At 74.1% G+C, this 16,228-nt stretch carries 13 protein-coding genes; 6 read left to right on the top strand and 7 right to left on the bottom strand.

Going from position 1 to position 16,228, the window contains the following annotated elements; genetic code table 11:
- Positions 1 to 22: 22 nt before the first annotated feature.
- Positions 23 to 550: an SRPBCC family protein gene (locus tag ACF08B_RS03290; RefSeq protein ID WP_392315804.1), complete on the top strand. Its 528-nt coding sequence runs from the start codon at positions 23 to 25 to the stop codon at positions 548 to 550.
- A 54-nt stretch (positions 551 to 604) separates the two neighbouring features.
- Here the strand turns inward: ACF08B_RS03290 and ACF08B_RS03295 are convergent, their stop codons facing one another.
- A complete protein-coding gene (locus tag ACF08B_RS03295) occupies positions 605 to 2,230 on the bottom strand; it encodes an FAD-dependent monooxygenase (RefSeq protein WP_392315805.1) in 1,626 nt (541 codons plus the stop codon).
- 231 nt (positions 2,231 to 2,461) lie between these two features.
- Between ACF08B_RS03295 and ACF08B_RS03300 the strand changes: the two genes are divergently transcribed.
- The 3 genes from ACF08B_RS03300 to ACF08B_RS03310 are packed head-to-tail and all read left to right on the top strand — an operon-like array spanning position 2,462 to position 5,076.
- Positions 2,462 to 3,313: an SDR family NAD(P)-dependent oxidoreductase gene (locus ACF08B_RS03300; RefSeq protein WP_392315806.1), complete on the top strand. Its 852-nt coding sequence runs from the start codon at positions 2,462 to 2,464 to the stop codon at positions 3,311 to 3,313.
- A gap of 6 nt (positions 3,314 to 3,319) precedes the next feature.
- Complete coding sequence (locus tag ACF08B_RS03305; RefSeq protein ID WP_392315807.1) at positions 3,320 to 4,246, top strand: DMT family transporter; 927 nt, start codon at positions 3,320 to 3,322, stop codon at positions 4,244 to 4,246.
- A 50-nt stretch (positions 4,247 to 4,296) separates the two neighbouring features.
- Positions 4,297 to 5,076, top strand: a complete 780-nt coding sequence (locus ACF08B_RS03310; protein WP_392315808.1) for a polysaccharide deacetylase family protein — start codon at positions 4,297 to 4,299, stop codon at positions 5,074 to 5,076.
- A gap of 116 nt (positions 5,077 to 5,192) precedes the next feature.
- Here ACF08B_RS03310 and ACF08B_RS03315 read toward each other — a convergent pair whose 3' ends face one another.
- Positions 5,193 to 6,239: a galactosyldiacylglycerol synthase gene (locus tag ACF08B_RS03315; protein WP_392316031.1), complete on the bottom strand. Its 1,047-nt coding sequence runs from the start codon at positions 6,237 to 6,239 to the stop codon at positions 5,193 to 5,195.
- Positions 6,240 to 6,504: 265 nt separating this feature from the next.
- Between ACF08B_RS03315 and ACF08B_RS03320 the strand changes: the two genes are divergently transcribed.
- Positions 6,505 to 7,323, top strand: coding sequence for a ribonuclease BN (locus tag ACF08B_RS03320; RefSeq protein ID WP_392315809.1), 819 nt, complete (start codon positions 6,505 to 6,507; stop codon positions 7,321 to 7,323).
- 14 nt (positions 7,324 to 7,337) lie between these two features.
- Here ACF08B_RS03320 and ACF08B_RS03325 read toward each other — a convergent pair whose 3' ends face one another.
- The 5 genes from ACF08B_RS03325 to ACF08B_RS03345 all read right to left on the bottom strand — a co-directional run bounded on the left by ACF08B_RS03325 (position 7,338) and on the right by ACF08B_RS03345 (position 14,412).
- On the bottom strand, positions 7,338 to 10,163 hold the full coding sequence (locus ACF08B_RS03325; RefSeq protein ID WP_392315810.1) for an NHLP bacteriocin export ABC transporter permease/ATPase subunit: 2,826 nt from the start codon (positions 10,161 to 10,163) through the stop codon (positions 7,338 to 7,340).
- 1 nt (position 10,164) lies between these two features.
- Positions 10,165 to 12,387, bottom strand: a complete 2,223-nt coding sequence (locus ACF08B_RS03330) for an NHLP family bacteriocin export ABC transporter peptidase/permease/ATPase subunit (RefSeq protein WP_392315811.1) — start codon at positions 12,385 to 12,387, stop codon at positions 10,165 to 10,167.
- A complete protein-coding gene (locus ACF08B_RS03335; protein WP_392315812.1) occupies positions 12,384 to 13,190 on the bottom strand; it encodes an HlyD family efflux transporter periplasmic adaptor subunit in 807 nt (268 codons plus the stop codon). Before ACF08B_RS03335 ends, ACF08B_RS03330 begins: the two co-directional genes overlap by 4 nt.
- Positions 13,191 to 13,327: 137 nt before the next feature.
- The gene (locus ACF08B_RS03340; RefSeq protein WP_073890947.1) at positions 13,328 to 13,543 is read right to left on the bottom strand and encodes a hypothetical protein; all 216 of its coding nucleotides are present in this window, start codon (positions 13,541 to 13,543) and stop codon (positions 13,328 to 13,330) included.
- Positions 13,544 to 13,998: 455 nt separating this feature from the next.
- Positions 13,999 to 14,412 (bottom strand): PaaI family thioesterase, encoded by a 414-nt coding sequence (locus tag ACF08B_RS03345; RefSeq protein ID WP_392315813.1) that lies wholly within the window; start codon positions 14,410 to 14,412, stop codon positions 13,999 to 14,001.
- A 199-nt stretch (positions 14,413 to 14,611) separates the two neighbouring features.
- On the opposite strand from ACF08B_RS03345, the gene ACF08B_RS03350 reads away from it, so the two are divergent.
- Positions 14,612 to 16,075 (top strand): S1 family peptidase, encoded by a 1,464-nt coding sequence (locus ACF08B_RS03350; RefSeq protein WP_392316032.1) that lies wholly within the window; start codon positions 14,612 to 14,614, stop codon positions 16,073 to 16,075.
- Positions 16,076 to 16,228 lie beyond the last annotated feature (153 nt).

The raw sequence follows: 16,228 nt of genomic DNA on the forward strand, positions 1-16,228 counted from the left end.
CCGACGTGAAGGACCCGAGCACATGTCCGTCGACCTCACCGGCGCCTATCTGACCCTGCACGACGGCCGCCCCGCCGTCCGCTTCGGCCGTACCTACGACCACCCCGTGGACCGTGTCTGGCGGTACGTCGCCGACCCCGCCGAACTGGCCCTGTGGTTCCCCTCCCGGGCCGAGATGGAGCTGCGCCCCGGCGGCGCCGTCCGCTTCACCGGCGACCCGAACACGCCCGAGTCCACCGGCCGGGTCCTCGCCGTCGACCCGCCCCGGCACCTGTCCTTCGCCTGGGGCGGCGACGAACTCCACTTCGACCTGGCGGCACTGGACGACGGGCGCACCCGCTTCACCCTGACCGACGTGCTCGGCGCCGCGGACACCGCCGCCCGCAACGGCGCCGGCTGGGAGGTGTGCCTGACCGCCCTGGACGCCGCGGCGGGCGGTCGGGCCGTCGACGGCCCGCACACCGGGGCGAGCGCGCTCTGGAAGGAGTTCTACGACGGCTACGTCGGCGCCGGTGTGCCCTCCGGCGCGCCCGTGCCGGGCCTGGACTGACCCGCCCGCCGACCGGGCCGCCCTCGCGATCACCCCGGCGGCTGCGCGGACGGATCAGCTCGCGAACACCTTCACCAGGGCCGACGACAAGGAGCCGGGACCGGCCGGCGAGATACGTGCGCCCAGATGGCCGTCCGGGCGCACCAGGAAGGCGGTGCTCCCGCCGGCCGTGTACCGGTCGCGGAACTCGCCCCGGCCGTCCCGCAGCACCGGCACCGGCAGGAAGCCCGGTTCGACCCCGTCCGGCAGCACGCAGTAGACGGCCACCCGCCCGTGTGACAGACGGCGTGCCTCGTCCGCGAGCGCCGCGCAGTCCCGCGTCCCGCCGGCGGAATCGGCGTAGAGCAGCAGCACGTGGTCGTGTCCGCCCAGCACCTCGTGCAGGCGGAGGGGGAAGGCCGCGATCGGATCACGCAGGCCCCCGCAGTCGGGCGCGCGGTCACCCGCGGCCGGGCCGCGCCCGGCCGCGGGACCCGGCTCCACGACCGGGCTGTCCTGGTAGGTGATCAGCAGCTGCGCCTCGCGCAGCATGACCGTCACCGGATCGCCGGGGTCGCTCTGCACGCCCTGGCGCGTCGCGTGCCTCAGCGTGCGGCCCACCACCTCCTCGCCGACCGGCCGGCGTTCGGCGTCGTAGCTCTCCAGCAGCTTGGGCTCGGCGTCGCCCGCCACCGCGAGGGCCAGCTTCCAGGCGAGGTTGCAGGCGTCCTGGATCCCTGTGTTCATGCCCTGGGCGCCGGTCGGCGGATGGATGTGCGCCGCGTCCCCGGCGACGAAGACCCGCCCCCCGCCGTACCGGCCCACCAGGCGGTGGCTGACGCGGAACACCGACGACCAGCGCATCGCCGAGGCCGTGGCCGGCCGGGGCGACAGCCGGTCGACGACCTCCTGGATGTGTTCCAGACTCGGCGCACGCCCGGACTCCGGACCGTGGGCCACCGCGTCCTGCCCCCGCGCCCCGCCCCGCAGCGACAGCTCCGGCGGGACCCGCATGGACACCCGGTAGCGGCACCGGCCCGGCAGCGGGATGCACACCAGCAGGTCGTCCACCTCGCCGCCGGGGGGAACGTGCATGGCCCGCACGCCGTACCCGGGCGCCAGATCCCAGTCCAGCTCGACGTCCGCGAGCATGTACTCCTCGGGCAGCGCGCCGCCCTCGAAGGAGAGCCCCAGCGTCCTGCGCACGACGCTGTGCGCGCCGTCGCACCCGACGACGAAGCGGGAGCGGATCTCCAGCTCCTCACCGGTGGCCGTGCGCAGACCGCTGGTGACGCCGTCCGCGTCCTGGGTGAAGGAGACCAGTTCCGTACCGCGCTCGATGCGCCCGCCGAAGCAGGCCAGCCGCTCCTCCAGGATGCGCTCGGTCTCGTACTGCGGCAGGCACGCGAAGCCGTACGGCACCTCCGGCGGCAGCTCCAGCTCGACGCGCGCCTGCTGCACACCGTTCACGTAGACCAGCTGACCGCGCATGGGCAGCGCGGCGTCGAGCGCGGCGCGGGCCACGCCCATCCGCTCCCACAGCTCGAACGTCCTCGGCTGGACACCGACGGCCTTGGCGTACGGCAGCCGGGCGGGCAGCCGGTCCACCAGCCGGCAGCCGACGCCCCGCCGGCGCAGTTCCAGGGCGGCGGTCAGACCGACCGGGCCCGCCCCCGCGATGAGTACGTCGGTGTCCGTCATCCGCCACTCCCGCCAGGGTCCCGGTGAACGGACGGGGGACCGGCCCCCGGTCCGCTCTCGCCTTCATGCTCGCTCCCGTGGCCCCGCCCGGCGACCGGGGACCCGCGCGGGAGAGGGCGCCGGCCGCCCCGCCGTGCGCGGTGTTTCAGTCTGTGGCGCCCTGGATACACCGCGAGGGTTCGGCCCCGGAGTCCGCGAGCCCGTGCACACCGTCGCAATGAGGTCGTCACCATGTCCCACGCCCCGTCCCCCGCAAGCCCCTCGAACCGCGCCGGGCCGGTCGTGACCTCCGCCCCCCGGACGGGTTCCGCCGCGCACGCCGGGCGGCGGACCGGCGGGGGCGGCACCGCTCTGGTGACGGGCGCCTCCTCCGGCATCGGCGCGGCCGTGGCGCGCCGGCTCGCCGCCGAGGGGGGCTGGCGGATGGTGCTGAACGGGCGCGACGTCACCCGTTTGGAGCAGGTGGCCGCCCTGGCCGGTGCCGTGGCCCTGCCCGCGGACCTGACCCGGCCCGGCGCGGACCGCCGGCTCACCGAGCTGGCCCTGGACCACCTGGGGGAGCTGGACCTGCTCGTCGCCGGTGCCGGGGTGGGCTGGGCCGGGGACTTCACCGCCATGCCGGCCGCACGCATCGACGAGGTCGTCGGCGTCGACCTGCTGGCCAACCTGCACCTGGTGCGGGCCGTGCTGCCCCACATGGTCGCGGCCGGATCCGGACGCGTCGTGCTCGTCGGATCCCTCGCCGGCAGCGTCGGCGTGCGCGGCGAAGCCGTCTACTCCGCCGCCAAGGCGGCCCTGGCCGCCTTCGCCGACGCCCTGCGGTACGAACTGCGCGGCACCGGCGTCCGCGTCAGCCATGTCGTCCCCGGTGTGGTCGACACCCCCTTCTTCGACCGGCGGGGCACCCCGTACACGCGGCCCTGGCCGAGACCGGTGCCGCCCGCGCGCGTGGCGGACGCGGTGTGGGCCGCCGTCCGGCACGACAAGGACGAGGTGTACGTCCCCGGCTGGCTGCGCGTGCCCGCCCTGGTGCGGGGAGCCGCGCCCGGGCTCTACCGGCGGCTCGCCGCGCGTTTCGGGTGAGCGGACATGATCGCCCTCACGGTGGTGCTCGCCCTGCTCGCGGCGCTGTCCAACGCGTCCGCCTCGGTGCTCCAGCGCCGGGCCGCCGTGGAGCAGGGCGACGAGGGCACCGGTGCGAGGGCCGCCGGGCGCCGGCTGCTGCATCTGCTGCGGCGCCCGTCCTGGCTGGCCGGCGCGGGACTGCTGGCGCTGTCCAGCCTGTTCCAGGCCGGGGCGCTGGCCACGGGCAGCCTGTCCCTCGTCCAGCCGCTGCTCGCCGCCGAGCTGCTGTTCACGCTGGCCGTGGGCAGTGTCGTCTTCCGGCGCCGCCCGGACGGCCGTACCTGGCTGGCGTTCGCCGCCCTCGCCGTCGGGCTCGCCCTGTTCCTCCTCGCGGCGGCGCCGTCCCCCGGCCGGCCGACCGCGCCGCCGGAGGCCTGGCTGCTGGGCGGCTGCGGGGCGCTCGGGGCCGTCGTCGTGCTGGTCGCCGTCTCCCGCCCGGTCCGGGGCGCGGCCAGGGCGGCGCTCCTCGGTCTCGCCTCCGCGGTGTCCTTCGCGACCACCGCGGCGCTGATGAAGGAGGCGGTGGGCCGGCTCGCCCACGGGCCGGAGGCCATGTTCACGCACTGGTCGCTGTACGCCACCGCCGGCGCCGGACTCGTCGCCTTCCTGCTGCTGCAGAGCGCGCTGAGCGCCGGATCGCTGACGGCCTCCCAGCCCGCCCTCACCCTCGGCGACGCGCTGACCAGCGTCGTGCTCGGCTGGGTCCTGTTCGCTGAGACGATCCACCTGGGGCTGAGGGTGATTCCCGAGGTGATCGGCGTCGTCCTGATCGGGGCGGGCAGCATCGGCCTGGCCCATGCCCAGTCGGCCGGTCAGGACTGGGACACGTCCGTACCGGACCACCCGCCCGACCGGAACGGGCGGCGGGCGCCGGCACCCCGCAGGCCCTGACACCGGCCGGGCCGTGCGCGCCGGTCGAATCCACTGAAGGAGGCAGTCCGATGTCCCTCGTGTCCGGCCGCGCGTGGCGGACGACGGTGGCCCTGCTGCCGGTGGGCGTCGCCGCGGCGCACATCGGTCCGGCGGCCACCTGGCTCCCCGGCGTACGGCTGCGGTTCTTCCCCGGGCTCAGCGGGACCGGCCGCCGCGACCATGTGGCGCTGACCTTCGACGACGGCCCCGACCCGGAGTCGACACCGCGCTTCCTGGACGCGCTGGACGACCTCGGGACGCGGGCGACGTTCTTCGTGCTCGGCGAGCATCTGGTGCGCCACCCGGGTCTGGCCCGGGAGACGGTGGCGCGCGGCCACGAGCTCGCCGTGCACGGCTGGACCCACGACCGCCCGTGGCGCCCCGCGCCCGGCCGGGACTCGGCGGAGATCGCCCGGACGGTGCGGGCGGTGCGGGACGTCACCGGCCGGCGGCCGCAGTGGTACCGCCCCCCGTACGGCATCCTCACCTCGGGCCGCTGGGCGGCCGCCCGGCGGGCCGGACTGCGGACCGTGCTGTGGTCCGCCTGGGGCGAGGACTGGACGGCCGACGCCACGGCGGCGTCCGTACGGGCCCGGGTCGCGGCGGACCTGCGCGGCGGCGGCACCGTCCTGCTGCACGACACGGACCGGCACTCGGCCCCCGGCTGCTGGCACTCCGCACTCGGCGCCCTGCCCGCCCTCGTCCGGAGCTGCCGGGAGGCGGGCCTCACGATGGGCCCACTCGCCGACCACACCGGCTCCCCGGGACCGGCCGGGCCGGACGCGCCGTCCCCGGTCGGCGAGGGGTGAGCGCCAGGGGGCGTTGCACGCCCGGTCCCGCTGTCCTCGGTGGCCTCAGGGCCTTCCAACGGCATGCCGGAAAGGCAGTCGGCCCCCGGCTACGGGCCCGCCGTTCCCCGGCAGGCTCACAACCCGGCCACGTACTCCATCGGATCGTGCCGGAACAGCGCGTGGCCCCGTTCCGCGCGTTCCGCGCGTTCCCGGCCGCCCGCCGGGAGCCGGCCGAGCGCCGTCAGCAGCGCGGGCCCGTCGCCGGCGTACTCGGACAGCCCCAGCTCCGCCATCCGCCGTACCCCCTCCGCCCCGTGGCCGGGCAGCGGCCGGTGCCCCACCACGGGCAGCCCCGAGGCCAGGGCCTGCACGGCGGTCTGGCCGGCGGCGTTGTCCACCAGGGCGTGACACGCGGCCAGCAGTCCGGGCATGTCCCCGACCCAGTCCAGGGCGAGCACCGAGGGCACCCCGGTAAGCCGGGCGAGCAGCCTTTCGTTGCGGCCGCACAGCACCACGGGCAGATAGCCGGCCCCCGCAAGCAGCCGGGCGGTGCCGGCCGGGCGGGACGCCGCACCCCAGGCACCCGCCGACAGCAGGACGGCGGGGCGGCCCGGCGCGAGCCCGGCGAAGCGCTCCCGCCACCGCTCCGCCCCGGGGGCCGGGGCGAGGAACGCGGGCGCCACCACCGGCCCGGTCGTCACCACGGGCGTGCCCAGCGCCCGGCGCACCTCGCTCGCCGCCCGGTCCGTCAGGCACAGGTACCGGTCGTTGCCGGGATGCAGCCACTGCCGGTGCACGGCGAAGTCGAGCAGGAACACCGCGCTCGGCACCCGCAGCCCGCCCCGCTCCCGGAGATGGCCGGTCAGCTGCGCGGCCAGGTGGAAGACGGACACCACCACGTCGATGTCCAGCCGGTCCACCAGGGCGGTCAGCCGGCCGGCGGCGAGCCGGGCCAGCGGCACGCCACTGGGGCGCGGACCGGTGCCGGTGCGCAGGAACGCGCCGTAGACACCGGCGTACGCCCAGGGGAAGTGCCGTACCGAGGCCTGGTAGCAGCGGCGCAGCCCGGTGCCGAGGCCGTACGGCAGCAGCCCCAGCAGGTCGACCACGTGCGGCTCGTGCCCGGACGCCGTGGCGCGGCGCGCGAGTTCCGCGGCGACGGTGTCGTGGCCGGCCCCCATGCTCGCGGTCACGATGAGTGTTCGCCGCCCGCGGCCCGGCATGTGCCGGTCCGTGCCGGGCACTTCGGCAGGAGTGCGCACGGGTCCCGATTCTCCGGTGACGCGGCGCGCAAACGGCGGACGTGCCCGACGTGTCGCCGGATCCGGCGGCCGGGGCCGCGCACCATGGCGCCGTGCCTCCGGCCCCCCGGCGAGTTGCCCGGTACGCGCCGGGGTGGATGAATCGGCACAGGAGAGCGTGTGGGCGGCGAGCACGGGAGGAGCCGTGAACCGGTGGCGGCGCGGCCTGCACCGCGCGTGGGAGTGGCTGCGTGTCGGCGCCCTGTTCGACCACGGTCGCGAGCTGGAACTGATGCACCGGGCCATGGGATTCGCCACCCTGGCCCTGGTGACCCTGGCACCGCTGCTGATCGTGGTCGCCGCGGCCGACCCCCTCGGGCGGGGCGGCTTCGCGTCCTGGCTGACCGACGGGATGGGGCTGTCCGGACGGTCCGCGCACGTGATCACCGACGTCATCAGCCCGCCGCGCAATGTCATCGGCGCCACCAGCGTCCTGAGCGGTGTGCTGCTCGCCGTCTTCGGCGTGGCCTTCGGGGGCAGTGTGCAGAACGCCTACGAGCGGATCTGGGGGCTGGCCGCCGGCCCCTGGCACCGGGTGTGGCGGCAGGCGACCTGGCTGGTGGTGCTGACCACGTACCTCTACCAGGAGGTGGCGACGAAGACGACGCTCCACGGCGGCCAGCGGATCACCCTCTCCGCGGTGAGCGGTGTGCTGTTCTTCTGGTGGGGACAGCGCTTCCTGCTCGGCGGCCAGGTCCGCTGGCGGGCCCTGCTGCCGGGCGCGTTCGCCACCGTCATCGGGCTGGCGGGCCTGAGGGCCTTCTCCTACCTCGTCTTCACCCCCCTCATCGTCACCAACGCCCTCAGCTACGGCGCCGTCGGCACGGTGCTCGTCGTGGAGTCCTGGCTCATCGGCGTCGGCTTCGTCATCTACGGCGGCGCCCTGTTCGGCCGCTGGTTCACCGAACACCACTGGATGCCGTCCCACCACGAGGACGAACCCGGTGCGCGGGACCCCGACTGATCCGGACGCGGCCGCTAGGCCATCTGGCGGCGCACCAGTTCGTGGAGGCGGCCGGAGGTGTCCGCGAGCAGTTCGGCCGGGCTGCCGTGCTGGACCACCTTGCCGTCCTCCATCACGATCACCCGGTCGGCGTCCAGCACCGTGGACAGCCGGTGGGCGATGACGACACGGGTGGCGTTCAGCTTGCGGGTGCTGTCGATGACGATGCGCTGGGTGTCGTTGTCCAGGGCGCTGGTGGCCTCGTCGAAGAAGAGCAGCCGGGGGCGCCGGACGAGGGCCTGGGCGATCATCAGCCGCTGGCGCTGCCCGCCGGAGATCGCGCCGTTGCCCGCGACGATCGTGTGCAGGCCCATCGGCATCCGCTTGATGTCCTCCGCGAGCCCCGCCATCTCGGCCGCCGCCATCGCCTCCTCCGGCGTGTACGGCTCGGCGCCGCAGATGACGTCCAGGATGGAGCCGGTGAACGGCTGCGCGTGCTGGAGGACGACCCCGCACTGGCGACGCACCGCCGACCGGTCCAGGGCCGCGAGATCCTGACCGTCGTACAGGACGCTTCCGGAGACCGGCCTGTCGAAGCCGATCAGCAGCCTCAGCAGGGTGGACTTGCCGCAGCCGCTCGGGCCGACGATCGCCACGAACTCGCCCGGCCGGACCGCGAAGGACACGTCGTCGAGGACGAGCGGGCCGTCGTCGGCGTAGCGGAACGACAGCCGGCGGGCCTCCAGTGCGCCCGACAGCGGGCCGGGGCGGGTGCTGGCCGTGCGCACCTCGGGCGTGGCGTCCAGGACCGGCCTGATCTCCTCGAAGAGCGGCAGCGCGGCCACCGCCGAGACGAACGACCCGGTCAGCTGGGTCACCGCCGTCAGCACCATGGTCACCGACGTGTTGAAGGTCAGGAAGTCCGCCGCCGACATCGCGCCCCTGGCCGGACCCGCCAGCAGCATGAACATCAGCAGGGTGCACACCGGCAGGTAGACCGCGCCCAGCACCGTGGTGAGGTTCTTGATCCGGCCGACCTTCTGCTGGAGCTCCCGGCTGCGCGCGAACTCCCGGGCCCAGGCCGCGTACGCGTAGTTCTCGGCCGCCGCCACCCGCAGCTTCGGCAGCCCGCGCAGGGTCTGGAACGCCTGGTTGTTCAGCTTGTTGCCGAGCACCACGAGCCGCCGCTGCCAGCGCACCTGCCACAGCCCGAGCCCCAGGAACACGGCCGCGATGACGACGAGCATGCCGATCGCCGCCATCGCCATCGGCACGCTGTACCAGAACAGCAGGCCGAGGTTCATCGCGCCGATCGTCGCCGACTGCGCGACCACCGGGCCGACCCCCGCCAGCAGCCGGCGGACGGCGCTGATGCCCATCGCCGCGCTCGCCAGCTCACCGGTCGAACGCTCGGTGAAGAACCGGGTGGGCAGCCGGAGCAGCCGGTCCCAGACGGCCGGCTGGAGCGCCGCCTCGATACGGCCCTCCAGGCGCAGGATGGACAGGTTCTCCAGCAGCGTGAACGCCGCCGCGACCAGCCCGCTGACCATCACCGCCAGGCACACCTGGACGATCAGGCCGGTCTGCGCCCGCGGCACGTACTCGCCGAGCACCTTGCCCGTGGCGACCGGCACCAGCGCGCCGATCGCCACCGTCACCAGCCCCGCGAGCAGCAGGTGCAGCAGGTCCCCGCGAGTGCCGCGCAGGCTGAACCGCAGCAGCCCCAGCGGCCCGAGCCGCTTGTCGGGCAGCGGCCGGTAGAACATCACCGCGCGCGGTTCGAACTCCTGCGCGTTGGCCTTCTCGATCGGTGTCTCACGCCCCGTCGCCGGCTGTACGGCCACGTAGCCGCCACGCCGCCACAGCAGCGCGACCGGCGCCCCGGACAGCGCCCGGTGCCCGACCAGCGGGCCCACGTTCTCCCGCCACCAGCGCCCGTCCAGACGGACCGCCCGGGTGCGCACCCGGGAGGCCAGCGCCACCCGTTCGACCGGATCGAGGCGGTCGCTCTCGGTGCCGCTCTGCGCGGGCTCGGCCAGCTCGATCCCGGCCGCCTCGGCGACGAGCCGGCAGGCCGCGTACGAGGCGTCCGCGTCGGCGGCCGTCGTCCGGCGGGCCGAGCGCTTGCCGATGGAGGCCAGCAGGGTCCGGTCGGCCTGGGCCCGCACCGCCTCACCGGCCTTGATACCGGCGGCCGTACGGGTCTCGTGGGTGCGCTCCAGCTGTTCGATCCACCGGTCCAGCGCGGTCAGCAGCCGGTACTGCTGGTCGACCATGCTCTGCCACAGCGCCGGGTCCATCAGCAGATCGGCGGCGGCCTCCGCGCCGTACAGCGAGCCGTACTGCACGCTGCCCGGCGGCACCTGCATCCAGAAGACGTCGTCGTCGGCGGGTGCCGCGGCCCGTTCCTCGGCCATGGGCGCCTGGAACAGGACGGACAGGCCGCGGCCGACGCCGAGGGCGAGCGCGTACTCGAGCGGGCTCGACGTAGGCGGGACGTACTGCGGGTTGCCGTACTCGTCGTACGACCAGGTCTGGGTGTGCGCGGGCTGGTACAGCTCGCGCAGGTTGACGCGGTGCAGGACGCAGTCGCGGACCGGGCGCGCCACCAGGGTGTGCTGGGGGCCGGCGACCGGGCCGAGCAGCAGCGCGCCCGCCTCCAGCCGGCCCAGGTGGTGCCAGTGGCCCTGCTCGGCCGCGTCCACCGCGAACAGGTCCAGGGCGCCGGCCGCGACCAGCCACAGCACCTGAGGGCCTTCCAGGTCCACCCGGGTCAGGCCCGCGCAGTCCGACCGGGTGCCGAGCGCGCCGAGCGCACCGAGCACCAGGTCGCCGTCGTACCCCTCCTGAACGGTCGTCATCTCAACGCTCCCTGACCAGCGCCGCGTACGCGCCGCCGTGTGCCACCAGTTCCTCGTGCCGCCCGCGTTCGACGACCGTGCCGTGCTGGAGCACGACGATCTCGTCGCTGTCGCGGACCGTGCTCAGCCGGTGGGCGATCACCACGCAGGCGCAGCCGCGCCGGCGCAGGTTGTCCATCACGATCAGCTCGGTCTCCGCGTCCAGCGCGCTGGTCACCTCGTCCAGCACGAGGATGCTGGGCCGGCGCACCAGCGCCCGGGCGATCTCCAGGCGCTGGCGCTGGCCGCCGGAGAAGTTCCGGCCGTCCTGCTCGACCCTGCTGTGGATGCCGCCGGGCCGGCGCGTCACCACGTCGTACAGGGCCGCGTCCGTCAGCGCCTCCACCACGGCCTCGTCGGGGATCGACGGGTCCCACAGGGCCACGTTGTCGCGCACCGAGCCCTCGAAGAGGAACACGTCCTGGTCGACGAAGGACACGGAGGAGGCGAGCGCGCCGCGCGGGATGTCCTCCAGCCGGCGGCCGTCGATCCGGATCACCCCGTCCCACGGCGCGTACAGGCCCGAGATCAGCCGGGACACCGTGGACTTGCCGCTGCCCGAGCCGCCGACGAGAGCCACCTGCCGGCCGGGTCCGACGGTCAGGTCGAAGCCGGTCAGCAGCGGCTGGTCCAGCGGGCTGTAGCCGAAGGTGACGTTCTCCAGCTCGACGTGTCCGTGCAGCCGGCGCGTGGAGTCGCCGGTGCCGGGGCGGTCGTAGAGCGGGTCGGCCTGGAAGTTTTCGACGTCCTTGAGCCGGGCCACGTCGGCCGCGAAGTCCTGGATCCGGCCCGCCACGCCGTTGAGCCGGGTGAGCGGCGCGGTGAAGCGGACGACCAGCGCCTGGAAGGCGACCAGCAGACCGACCGAGATGTGGCCCTCGACGGCCCGCATGCCGCCGATCCACAGGATCAGGGCGCTGTTGAAGGTGGCGAGGGTCGGGGCGACCACCCCGAGCCAGGCGCTCGGCACACCGAGCCGCTGCTGCTCCTCCAGGGTGGTGGCGTGCTGCCCGGCCCACTTGCGGAAGTAGCCGTCCTCGCCGCCGGTCGCCTTCATCGTCTCGATCAGCTGCAGCCCGGTGTACGACGTGTTGGTGAGCCGCGCCGTGTCCGCCCGCAGCTTCGCCGTGCGGGTCGCGCGCAGCCGTACGACCAGCCGCATGGCCACCAGGTTCAGCAGGGCCACGCCGATGCCGACGAAGGTCAGCTGCGGGTCGTACGTGTACAGCAGCACGGCGTAGAGCACGACCACGACCGCGTCCACACCGGCCGCCGCGAGGTCGCGGGCCAGGGTCTCCGCCACCTGGTCGTTGGACTGGAGCCGTTGCACCAGGTCGGCGGGGGAGCGCTGGGCGAAGAACGTCACCGGCAGGCGCAGCAGATGGCGCAGGAACCGGGCGCTGGAGAGCGTGGAGGAGATGATCCGGCCGTGCAGCAGGTTGGCCTGCTGGAGCCAGGTCAGCACCAGGGTCAGCAGCACGCAGGTGGCCATCGAGGTGAACAGCACGCCCAGCAGCGAGGTCTGGCCGCCGATGAGGAACATGTCGATGTAGGTGCGGCTGAGCGCGGGCACGGCAGCGCCGACGGCGACGAGCAGCAGACTGGCCAGCACGGCGGCGGGCAGGGTGCCCGCGGTGCCGCGCAGCCGCGCCGGCATCGCGCCGAGGACGCCGGGCCTGCGCCCGCCCCGGGTGAAGCCCTCACCGGGCTCCAGCACCAGCACGACACCGGTGAAACTGCCGTCGAACTCCTCCAGGGGCACGAAACGGCGGCCCTTGGCGGGGTCGTTGACGAAGACGCCGCGCCGGCCGAAGCGGCGGCCGATCCCGTCGTAGACGACGTAGTGGTTGAACTCCCAGAAGAGGATGGCCGGGGAGCGCACCTCGGCGAGGGCGGCCAGGTCCATCTGCATGCCCTTGGCGGTCAGGCCGTAGCCGCGGGCCGCCTTCAGCAGGTTGCTGGCGCGTGAGCCGTCCCGGGAGACACCGCAGGCGATGCGCAGCTCCTCCAGCGGGACGTGCCGGCCGTAGTGGCCGAGGACCATGGCGAGTGAGGCGGCGCCGCACTCGACGGCCTCCATCTGGAGCACGGTCGGGGTACGGACCGTGCCGGTACGGGACTTGGGGACCGGCCGCTTGGCGGGGGCGGCGCGTCTGCGGCCGCGGGTTTCCTGCGTGGTGGTCACGGGAGCAGCCAATCGACGGGCCGCTGGTCGGTCAGCCTGACCGAGGCGGAGGCGAGGGTCATCGAGTCGAGCCGGTACGGCGGCCCGCCGGCGGTGGACCAGCGGTAGCCGCTCCTGGCGGTCCCCGACCGGTCCAGTTCGACCAGGACGGCCACCGGGCGCCCCTTGCGGGTGAACTGCTCGCCGAGCTGGGTGTCGCCGAGGAACGCGGAGATCGACTGGGCGGACTGCACGGTGCGGTCCACCGACTTCACCCGGCCGCGCAGCACGCCGTACCGCTCGCTCGGCACCGAGGAGACGGTGAGGTCGACGGAGGCGTGGGCGGGAATGGCCGCCGCGTTCTCGGCGGGCACATACACGGTCGCGTACAGCGGGTCGGAGGCGTGGGCCACCTTCTCGACCGCGGCGACGTCGGTGCCGGTCCGGATGATCTGCCCGATGGTGGCGGCGAGCGTGGTGACGCGGCCCGCGGCGACCGTGCGGACGACCGAAGTGCCCTGCGCGGTGCGGACCTTGAGGACGGGGGCGTTCGCCGGGAGGCGCCGGCCCTGTTCGGCGAGGACGCCCGTCACCTGGCCGCTGACCGGGCTCTGCAGCACGTAGCTGCCCTGCCCGTGGGTGAGGACGGCCTGCGCGCTCACGGTGGAGGTGACCGAGCCGGTCACCGCCCAGACGGAGGCCGCGGCCATCACGACGACGGTGACGCCGAGCGCGAGCCAGCCCTGCGGGCGGGCGAGCCGCACCGGAAGGTCCAGCTCCTCCGGCGACTGGAGCTTGGCGAGGGCCTGTTGGCGGAACTGCACGGAACTTCCCTCACCCGAGGAGAGACATCGTCACGACACATGAGGGCGCTGCCGCGGACGGCGGCCGCCCTCGGGCACCCGAGAGTCCCGGAGCCGAGGGACGGCTCCGGGACCAGCGGTGACACACCGAGGTGCGATCAGAGACCGGCGACCAGGCCGGAAACCGGGGCCACGTTCAGGCCGGTGACACCCTCGACGGTGCCGACGGCCGTGTCGACCAGGCCGGAAACCGGGGCGAGGCCGTTGACGGCACCGGTCACGGTGTTCAGGGCGTTCACGGACAGACCGCCGGAAACGTTGTCCAGCTCGGCGTCCGAGATCTCGACGGTCTCAACCTGGGGGGTGGAGTTCATGATGGAACTTCCCTTCGTATGGATATTTCACAAGGGGGAGAGCGGCCCCCTCTGGGGACAGACGGACGGCCGCGACCGCAGGGATCCGGGCCCCGGATTCCTCAAGGCCCCGGCCTCCCTGCGGTGCGATGGATCAAAGCACGCACGGCGGGCGCGCTTCCAATCAACCAGTGCTCCCACCTGGGAACTTGGTTCGGTAACGGCCTCAACCGTGCAGGTGTGCGCACGGCATGTCGGCGACTCCTTCACATGCGGCACGACTTCACCGCCGTTCCACCCCTTGCCCGCCGGGCGGCGAATCCGGCACTCCGCGCCAAAGGCGTGCGAGGGGGCGCGCGGATGTGCAGATAAGCCGACGGCGGTGACTTGGTTGAGCATTCAATGTGCAGATTCCCTGAAGCCGGGATTCCGCTACGCCGCCGGAACGCACCGTCACCGGTCGGTGGCCGAACGTGTCAGGCCAGGATCGCGTAGACCGTGCTCGCCCGGGCCGCCAGCGCGCCCGACTCCGCGTCCCTCAGCGTGATGTCGGCGAAGGCCATCCGCCGGCCCAGCTTCGTTAGCACCGCTTCGATCAGGACATCCGAACCCGTCACCGCCCGCTGGAACGACGTGGACTGCTGAACCGTCGTCATCGGAACGAATCCGCCCCGCGCGGCCGACACCGCGATCACCGTCGCCGTGTCCGCGGCCGCCATCAGCGCCTGCCCCGACAGCCCGCCGCCCTCCCGGGCCAGCCGCTCGGACCAGGGCAGACGCAGTACGGCCCGGTCCTTGCCCACCTCCTCGACGGTCAGCCCGAGATCGAGCACCCAGGGGGCGAAGTTGGCGGAGAGGATCTTGTCGCCTTCGGCGGGGGTCATCGTCATACGGCGGATCGTTCCCGGCCGCCCTCCCCGCCACGCGGAGGGTGGCCGATTCCCCGCCGAATGGCCGCCGTTGGGAAACGGAATTGAACACACCGCACGGCCGGTGCGTACAAACGGCCATCCAGGCGCCCCGGAACGAACTGCCCCTCACAGGCAGCCCCCCCGTCTCAGGAGGTCGAGAAGTTTGAGTCACAGGCGAATGCCCAAGCGCAAGGTCGCGATAGCGGTGGGCGGTGTCGCGGCGCTCGGAGCGGCGGCCCTCCTGCTGCCCAACGCCAACGCGTCGCAGGACCAGAACGGCCAGAACGCGGCGTCGGGCGCCACCGGTGCGAAGACCCTGAAGTCAGCGGACGCCTCGGACCTCGCCGGCCAGGTGCAGAAGATCCTCGGCGACGCCTTCGCCGGCTCGTACTACGACAGCGGCAAGCAGCAGCTCGTCGTCAACGTGGTCGACGGCGACGACAACGTGATCGTCCAGGCGAAGAAGGCCGGCGCGGTCGTCCGCGAGGTGGACAACAGCCTCGGCGAACTCCGGCAGGCCGCGAAGACGCTGAAGACCGAAGCGACGATCCCCGGCACCTCCTGGGCGGTCGACCCGCGCACCGACAAGGTCCTCGTCACCGCCGACTCCACCGTCACCGGCGCCAAGTGGGACAGACTGCAGTCGACCGTGCGGAGCCTCGGCGCCGACGTGGCCACGGTGAAGAAGTCCGCCGGCAGCTTCAAGACCTTCGTCTCGGGCGGCGACGCCATCTTCTCCCAGGCGCAGGGCGGCAACGTCCGCTGCTCCCTCGGCTTCAACGTCACCGCCTCCGACGGCAGCCCCGCCTTCCTGACGGCCGGTCACTGCGGGGTGGCCGCCAAGGACTGGTCCGACTCCCAGAACGGGCAGCCGGTCGCCACCGTCGACCAGGCGACCTTCCCCGGCAACGGTGACTTCTCGCTGGTCAAGTACAACGACCCGAACACGCAGGCGCCGAGCGAGGTCAACGTCGGCAACGGCCAGACCGTGCAGATCAAGCAGGCCGCCGACGCCACCGTCGGCCAGGCGGTGTTCCGGATGGGTTCCACCACCGGACTGCACGACGGCAAGGTCACCGGCCTCGACGCCACCGTCAACTTCCAGAGCGAGACCGACCCCAACGGCGTCGACACCGTCACCGGCCTGATCCAGACCGACGTCTGCGCCGAGGCGGGCGACAGCGGCGGCTCCCTGTTCACCCAGGACGGCGGCGCGGTCGGCCTCACCTCAGGTGGCAGCGGCGACTGCACCAGCGGCGGCGAGACCTTCTTCCAGCCGGTCACCGCCGCGCTCCAGGCCACCGGCGCGACCCTCGGCGACGCCGGCGCGGGCGCGGGCGGCCAGGCGGGCGCCGGCGATCAGGCGGGCGCGGGCGACGAGGCCGGTGCGGGCGACCAGGCGGGCGCCGGTGACCAGTCGGGCGCTGCCGACCCGTCGGCCTCGGCCGGCGGCCAGGCCGGTGCGGGTGACCAGGCAGGCGCGGGTGACCAGGCGGGTGCCGGTGACCAGGCGGGTGCCGGTGACGGATCCGGTGCCGGCGGCGACCAGATCGGTGGCGGCACCGACCCGTCCGGCGCGGCGGGCGACCAGTCCGGCAGCGGCGCGGCGGACGACGGTTCGTCCCAGACCGACACGCACTGAGCCGGACGCACCCGGACCCCCTGCCCACCTCGTCGCGGTTCCGGCGGGCAGGGGCCGGTCCGGCCCTCCGGCGGGAGGGCCGGACCACGACGTCCGAGGCGGCCCGGCCGGCGCGTTACGGACACGAGTCCGGACCATGCTGAACCGCCCGCG

Origin of the sequence: Streptomyces sp. NPDC015139, assembly GCF_043079785.1 — a bacterium.
Classification (GTDB): Bacteria; Actinomycetota; Actinomycetes; order Streptomycetales; family Streptomycetaceae; genus Streptomyces; species Streptomyces albidocamelliae.